The organism is Anaerotruncus sp. (assembly GCF_057433415.1).
This window is the reverse complement of the sequence record NZ_DBMDHH010000084.1, coordinates 1-7454: the sequence shown is the minus strand read 5'-3', so window position 1 is coordinate 7454 and position 7454 is coordinate 1. Positions and strand designations below refer to the sequence as shown.

Here is a 7454-nt window from a genome sequence, read left to right as displayed (position 1 = left end):
AAGGAACTCGCTGTCGGTCGACTACCGACAGGCCCTCCGTCCCCCGGGCGGAATATCCAAAACAGCCGTCGGTCGACTACCGACAAGCTCTGCCGCTCCCTGAGCGGCAAATCCAAGGCCGCCGTCGGTCGGCCACCGGCAAGCTACACCGCTCAATGAGCGGTAAACCTAAGAATGCCCCCGCCGGGCGCAGCGCGGCAATCCCTGCAGCTCACGGAGCGGCAAAAGAAAAGAGGTTGCAACCGCGCCTCCGTTCAGGTACAATGGAGCGGTAACAACAGGAAGGGAGCCCCGCCATGTTCCAGATCATGACCCCGCAGGAGGCCGCCGCGCTTGTGTGCGACGGCGACACGATCGGCATCAACGCATTTTTGTCGCTGGCCAATCCGTCGCGTCTTCAGGACGCGCTGGCCGCGCGCCACGCCGAAAGCGGCCATCCGAACGGCCTGACCCTCTACTGCGCGTCCGGCTTCGGCGGATGGGACGAGCGGCTGTGCGCCGATCCGTATATTGCGGCGGGCGCGGTCAAAAGCATCGTGGCGGGGCATTTCATGAGTATGCCGGCGGCGCTGCGGATGATCAGCGAGAACAAAATCGAGGGGTACAACATGCCGCTCGGCGTGATGGCGCAGATGCAGCGCGCAGCGGCGGGACGGCAGCCGGGGGTGTATACCCGGGTGGGGCTCAATCTCTTTGTCGACCCGAGGCTCGAGGGGCCCGGCCTCAACGAGCGGTCCAAGGAGACCTGGGTGAAGCTGGTCGAGGTGGACGGGGAGGAGCTGCTCTTCTACCGCGCGCCCAAATTCGACGTGGCGTTTATCCGCGGCACGGCCGCGGACCCCAACGGCAACATCACCTTTGACAAGGAGTGCGTCACCGCCGACGCCCTCTCGCTCGCGCAGGCGACCAAGGCGAACGGCGGCAGGGTGATCGTGCAGGTCGAAAGCCTGTCGCCCGTCTTCACCCGGCCGCGCAACGTCATCGTGCCGGGGGTGCTCGTCGACGCGGTGGTCGTCTGTCCCGACCAGCACCAGATCATCCAAACCGACTACAACCCCTCCCTCTCGGGGGACATCCATGTGCCGCCCACCCATATGGACTACTGGATGGGCCGCCTGCGGCTGTCGGGCAAGCGGGGAGAGCAGGCGGCGAACCTCTCGCATGAGATCATCGGCGCACGCGCCGCGAAGGAGCTGCGGGCGGGCGACGTGGTCAATATCGGCATCGGCATCCCCGAAACGGTCGGCCCGGCCGCGGCGCGGCGCGGGCTGCTGGGCTCCCTGACCCTCACCGTCGAATCGGGCGGCATCGGCGGACTGCCCGCGCCGGGGCTCGCCTTCGGCGCGACGATCGGCGCGGACGTCATCACCGACACCTCCCAGCAGTTCGACTTCTACGACGGCGGCGGGCTGGACATCTGCTTCATGGGCGGCTTCGAGGTCGGCAGCGACGGCAGCGTCAACGCCCACCGGCTCCCCGGCCGCCCGGCGGGGATCGGGGGATTTGCGAACATCACCCAGTCGACCGGGCGGATCGTCTTCTGCGTCAACTTCACGGCGGGCGGCCTGGAGGTCGCGGTGGAGGACGGGAAGCTGCGCATCCTGCGGGAAGGGCGGGTGCGCAAGTTTGTCAAGGCGGTGCAGAGCGTGAGCTTTTCGGCGCTCAACGCCCGCCGCTCCGGCCAGCGGGTGCTCTATGTCACCGAGAGGTGCGTCTTCCGCCTGGGGGAGCGGGGGCTCGAGATCTGCGAGATCGCGCCGGGGGTCGACCTGCGCCGCGACATCCTCGACCTGCTCGATTTCGACGCCGCGGTCGCAACGGATCTGAAGACCATGGAAATTGCCCTGTAATTTGTCCGCGCACCCTTGACATTCGCGGATGGAACGGTTATAATAATCTTCGTGACATTTGCGGGGGCACTGCGCCCAAATCCGCAGATGCGAACCCCGAAAACGCGACCGAACGGAGTGTGACGCATGAAGGTCGATCTCTCCAAACTGTTCGACAACCCGGGCGAGACGCAGGAGTTTTCCGCAGCGCTGGATCTCGGGGACGTCAGGCGGTGGGGAAGCGGGCTGTTCCACCAGCCTGTCAGGATCGCCGGCATCGCGCGCAACCGCGCGGGAATCGTGGACGTCGGCTATACGGTGGATTTCGTGCTCGAGACGGTGTGCGACCGGTGTCTTACGCCGCTCACCAGGCCCGGGCATCAGGAATTCTCGCACACGGTGGTTTTATCCCTGAACCGTGAGGACAACGATGAGTATATAGTAATACCGGACGGCAAGCTCGATTTGGCGGAGCTCGCGACCTCCGATATTCTCCTCGAACTCCCCACCTCGATCCTGTGCGGCGACGACTGCAGGGGGCTCTGTCCCAAATGCGGCGCAAACCTCAACGAGGGGGAATGCGGCTGCGACCGAACCGAGCGGGACCCCAGGCTGGACAAACTGCGGGAACTGCTGAAGGACTAGCTTTGTAACAAAAGCGGCGCCTGCTCCGGCTCACAGGCGCGGGTACCGGTAACATAACAGATTGAAGGGGGTGCCACAAGATGGCAGTACCAAAGAGAAAATCCTCAAAAGCGCGCAAAAACAAGAGGCGTTCCAACGTTTGGAAACTGGATGCTCCCGCATTCTCGAAATGCACCCATTGCGGCGAGCTGAAGGCTCCCCATAAGGTTTGCCCCAACTGCGGTTACTACAAAGACAGGGAAGTAATCAAGGTCGAGGCGTAAGAGCCGAAAGCGATGTGCGACGGAGGTGGAAGTTTTCCACCTCTTTTTTCTTGTTTCCCGAAGGAGGAGCGCCCCTATGCCAGTTCTCATCCAGACCGTCGCCCCCGGGTCCCACGCCGCGCGCGCGGGCGTCCGCCCGGGCGACACGCTGCTCACGATCGGCGGCCGCCCCATCAACGACGTGCTCGACTACCGGTTCTACATGACCGACCGGCAGCTCGAGCTTTCGCTGCTGCGGGGAGGCGCGCCCTATTCGGTGCGCATCAAAAAGGCGGAGTACGACGACATCGGCCTCGATTTCGAGACCTACCTGATGGACAAACAGCACTCCTGCAAAAACAAGTGCGTCTTCTGCTTCATCGACCAGATGCCCCCCGGCATGCGCGAAAGCCTCTACTTCAAGGACGACGACAGCCGGCTTTCCTTCCTCTTCGGGAACTATATCACGCTCACCAACTTGACGGATGCGGATATTGACCGTATCATAGAGATGCACATCTCCCCCGTGAACGTGTCGGTCCACACGACCGACCCCGCGCTGCGGGTGGCGATGATGAAGAACCCCAACGCGGCCGGGTCGCTGCGCTACATCGAGCGGCTGGCGAAGGCGGGCATCCGCATCAACACCCAGCTCGTGCTCTGCCCCGGCTGGAACGACGGGGAGGCGCTTGCAAAAACGCTCGCCGATCTGGGCAAGCTATATCCGGGCGTGCAGAGCGTGGCCTGCGTGCCGGTGGGGCTGACCAAATACCGCGAGGGCCTGGCGGAGCTGCGGTCCTTCACCGCGGCGGAGGCGGGCGACACGATCGACCGCGTCGAGGCGTTCCAGCAAAGGATGCTGGAGGAGCACGGCGAGCGGGTGGCCTATCCGTCCGACGAGTTTTTCCTGCTGGCGGGGCGCCCCATCCCGGCGGCGGGCTACTACGGCGAGTTCGCGCAGCTCGAGAACGGCGTGGGACTGCTCTCCCTGCTCGAGGACGAGTTTTCCGACGCGTTTTCGGACGACGACGGGGAGGGGGCCGCGGAGGGCGCCTTCACGGTGGCCACCGGCAAGGCGGCCTGCCCGCTCATCTCGTCGCTGGCGCGGCGGGTGATGGACCGCTACCCGGGCATCGACATCCGGGTGCGCGCGATCGAGAACCGCTTTTTCGGCGAAAAGATCACCGTCGCGGGGCTGGTGACAGGCGTTGATCTCGCCGAACAGCTCGGCGGGGAGGCGCTCGGCGACCGGTTGCTGCTGCCGTCGGCGATGCTGCGGCACGAGCGGGACAAATTTCTGGACGACATGACGCTCGAGGCGCTCGAAGAGGCGCTCGGCGTGCCGGTGCTGCCGGTTGACAACGACGGATACGAGCTCTACGCGGCCATGACCGGCCGCGCGGGCGTCTCCGTGGCAAAGGAGGAATAGCATGTCCAAACCGCTGATTGCGATCGTGGGCCGCCCCAACGTGGGGAAATCGACCCTCTTCAATAAACTGGCGGGCGCGCGCATCTCGATTGTGCAGGACACGCCCGGCGTGACGCGCGACCGCATCTATTACGAGTGCGAATGGCGCGGCAAAACGGTGATGCTGGTGGACACCGGCGGCATCGAGCCCTATTCGGACGACCAGATCCTCTCGCAGATGCGCCGGCAGGCGCAGCTCGCGATCGATTCGGCCGACGTGATCATCCTCGTGGTGGATATCCAGTCGGGCGTGACGGCGAACGACCAGGACGTGGCGGTCATGCTCCAGAAGAGCGGCAAGCCGGTGGTGCTGGCGGTCAACAAGGCCGACCGGCTCGGTGAGCCGCCGCCCGAGTTCTATGAATTCTACAACCTCGGCCTCGGGGACCCGATCGCGGTGTCCTCGGTGCACGGACACGGCACCGGCGACCTGCTCGACGCCTGCTATTCGCACATCGATTTCGAGGCGCAGGACTCCTACGATCCCGAATATGTCCGCGTGGCGGTCATCGGCAAGCCGAACGTCGGCAAGTCCTCCCTCATCAACCGCGTGGCCGGGGAGGAGCGGATGATCGTCTCCGACGTGGCGGGCACCACCCGCGACGCGACCGACACGGTCGTGGAAAACGAGTTCGGCAAATACGTCTTCATCGACACGGCGGGCATCCGCCGCAAATCGAAGGTCGACGAGGAGATCGAACGGTACAGCGTGCTGCGCGCCTACATGGCGGTCGACCGCAGCGACGTGTGCGTCATCATGCTCGACGCGACGGTCGGCTTCACCGAGCAGGACAGCAAGGTTGCCGGCTACGCGCACGAGCAGGGCAAGGGCTGCATCGTGGCGGTCAACAAGTGGGACGCCGTCGACAAGGACGGCCGCACGATGCAGGAGTACCGCAAAAAGCTCGAGAACGACTTCTCCTTCATGTCCTACGTGCCCTTCATCTTCATCTCCGCCAAGACGGGCCAGCGGATCGACAAGCTCTACGAGCTGATCAATTTCGTCAACGCCCAGAACGCGATGCGCGTCCCGACCGGGCGGCTCAACGACATGCTCTCCTACGCGACGGCGCGGGTGCAGCCCCCCACCGACAAGGGCAAGCGGCTGCGCATCTATTTCTGCACACAGGCCTCCACCCGGCCGCCGACCTTCGTCTTCTTCTGCAACGACAAGGAGCTCTTCCACTTCTCCTACCAGCGCTACCTCGAAAACCAGATCCGTTCCACCTTCGGGATGGAGGGAACTCCGGTGCGCATCGTGGTGCGCGAGCGGGACGACGGCAAGAAATGACCCGGCAAATAACGCTATGAGGGTGTGATGGAATGAATACGTTTACTCCCGGCTTCTGGATCGCCGCGGGCGCGGCCGCGCTGGCCGCCTACCTGATCGGCAGCGTGAGCTTCGCGGTGATCGTCTCCCGCATCGGCGCGCAGGACGACGTGCGCAATCACGGCAGCGGCAACGCGGGCATGACCAACATCCTGCGCAACTACGGCAAGAAGATGGCCGCCCTGACCGCCGTCGGGGACTTCGGGAAAGGGGTGGTGGCCGTCGCCCTCGGCCGGATCATCTTCCTGCTGCTGGGGGTCACCGCTGTCGACGGCGGGTACATAGCGGGCTTCTTCGCGCTGCTCGGCCACCTCTTCCCCCTCTACTTCGGCTTCAAGGGGGGCAAGGGGGTGCTCACCAGCCTGGGCGTCGTGCTCATGCTCAACTGGAAGGTCTTCCTGCTGCTGGTGGTGCTGCTCGTCCCGGTGGTCTTCATCGTCAAGATCGTCTCCCTCACCGTGATCATCGGCTATGTGCTTTTCCCCATCTTCACGGTGGCCGTCGACCATTTCACCGGCAGGCCCTTCGGCTTCGACCTGCTCTTCGCGCTGCTGCTCAGCGGGCTGGGTGCGTTTATGCACCGCGAGAACATCAAACGCCTCCTGAACGGCACCGAATACCGTTTCGGACAGGATAAAAACAAGCAGGGCTGACCTTCCGGCCGCCCCGCGCAACGTGTATAAGGAGGAACTGCCATGGCAAACATCCTCATCCTCGGGGCGGGCGGCTTCGGGACCGCGCTCGCCGTCCTGTGCGACAAGTGCGGGCACCGGGTCACCCTCTACTCCCCGTTCCAGCAGGAGATCGAGACCCTCTCCGCAGCACGGGAGCATAAAAAGCTGCTGCCCGGCGTGATCATTCCCGAATCGGTCGCGATGACCTGGCAGCTTCCCGCGCATTCGGACGCCGACCTGGTCATTGTCGCGACCCCTTCCTTCGCCGTACGCGGCGTCTGCGCCTCGGTAAAGGGGATCCTCTCCCCCGAGGCGGTCGTCTCCTGCGTGGCCAAGGGCTTTGAGCAGGAGTCGCTCAAGTCGCTGTCGGTCGTCATCGCGGAGGAACTGCCGCAGAACAGCGTCGTCATGATCTCCGGCCCCTCCCACGCGGAGGAGGTCGCGCGCGGCGTGCCCACGACGGTCGTGGCCGCCTCCCGCAGCCGCGCCGCCGCGGAGTTCGTGCAGGACACGCTGATGAACCCCACCCTGCGCATCTATGTCAACGACGATGTCACCGGCGTGGAGCTGGGCGGCGCGCTCAAAAACGTGATCGCGCTCGCCTCGGGCGCCTGCGACGGGCTGGGGCTCGGCGACAACGCCAAGGCCGCCCTCATGACCCGCGGGCTCACCGAGATCGCCCGCCTCGGCGTGGCGATGGGCGCCTCGACCGAGACGTTCGCCGGGCTCTCCGGCATGGGCGACCTGATCGTCACCTGCACCTCGATGCACTCCCGCAACCGCCGCGCCGGCATCCTGATCGGCAAGGGCCGCACCGCGCGGCAGGCGATCGACGAGGTCGGCATGACCGTCGAGGGCTATACCGCCACCAAATGCGCCTACGAGCTCTCCCGCAAGCGGGGCGTCGAGATGCCGATCATCGAGCAGGTTTACGCGGTGCTCTATGAGGGCCGCAGCCCCGACGAGGCGATCCGCAACCTCATGGACCGCCCCAAACGCCACGAGTCGGAGGTCATCTGGCTGCTCAGCCGTTGAGAGGTTTCTTTGATTTGCCGCGTTGCGCCCGGCGGGGCTTATTTCGCGCCCCTCTGGGGCGCTTTAAGGGAGCCGCCTGCGGCGGCATAGATCGCCGGGACCCGCCCCGGCGGGCGGGCCGACTTCTTGGGCGCCCAAGAAGTCGGCGGAAGAAGGGCGCTCAAGGGGACTTCCGCCTTGGGCGGCCTGCCCGGGCTGCGCCCGGAGCGCGCTACGCGCGACGGCCGCTCG

At 65.1% G+C, this 7454-nt stretch carries 7 protein-coding genes; all 7 read left to right on the top strand.

Annotated elements, in window-relative coordinates; genetic code table 11:
* The first annotated feature begins 296 nt into the window (after window positions 1-296).
* The 7 genes from ACZO3G_RS14140 (at window position 297) to ACZO3G_RS14110 (ending at window position 7223) form a co-directional block, all read left to right on the top strand.
* On the top strand, window positions 297-1850 hold the full coding sequence (locus ACZO3G_RS14140) for an acyl CoA:acetate/3-ketoacid CoA transferase (protein ID WP_276873977.1): 1554 nt from the start codon (window positions 297-299) through the stop codon (window positions 1848-1850).
* A gap of 126 nt (window positions 1851-1976) precedes the next feature.
* Window positions 1977-2474, top strand: coding sequence for a YceD family protein (locus ACZO3G_RS14135; RefSeq protein ID WP_121586928.1), 498 nt, complete (start codon window positions 1977-1979; stop codon window positions 2472-2474).
* 80 nt (window positions 2475-2554) lie between these two features.
* Window positions 2555-2737: a 50S ribosomal protein L32 gene (rpmF, locus tag ACZO3G_RS14130; RefSeq protein WP_101548878.1), complete on the top strand. Its 183-nt coding sequence runs from the start codon at window positions 2555-2557 to the stop codon at window positions 2735-2737.
* Between the two features lie 76 nt (window positions 2738-2813).
* A complete protein-coding gene (locus ACZO3G_RS14125) occupies window positions 2814-4145 on the top strand; it encodes a DUF512 domain-containing protein (RefSeq protein WP_276873986.1) in 1332 nt (443 codons plus the stop codon).
* Between the two features lies 1 nt (window position 4146).
* The gene (der, locus tag ACZO3G_RS14120; RefSeq protein ID WP_121586926.1) at window positions 4147-5475 is read left to right on the top strand and encodes a ribosome biogenesis GTPase Der; all 1329 of its coding nucleotides are present in this window, start codon (window positions 4147-4149) and stop codon (window positions 5473-5475) included.
* A gap of 32 nt (window positions 5476-5507) precedes the next feature.
* Entirely contained in the window at window positions 5508-6167 is a 660-nt protein-coding gene (gene plsY, locus ACZO3G_RS14115) for a glycerol-3-phosphate 1-O-acyltransferase PlsY (protein WP_101548884.1), read from the top strand.
* Window positions 6168-6209: 42 nt separating this feature from the next.
* The gene (locus ACZO3G_RS14110) at window positions 6210-7223 is read left to right on the top strand and encodes an NAD(P)H-dependent glycerol-3-phosphate dehydrogenase (protein ID WP_101548886.1); all 1014 of its coding nucleotides are present in this window, start codon (window positions 6210-6212) and stop codon (window positions 7221-7223) included.
* Window positions 7224-7454: the final 231 nt, after the last annotated feature.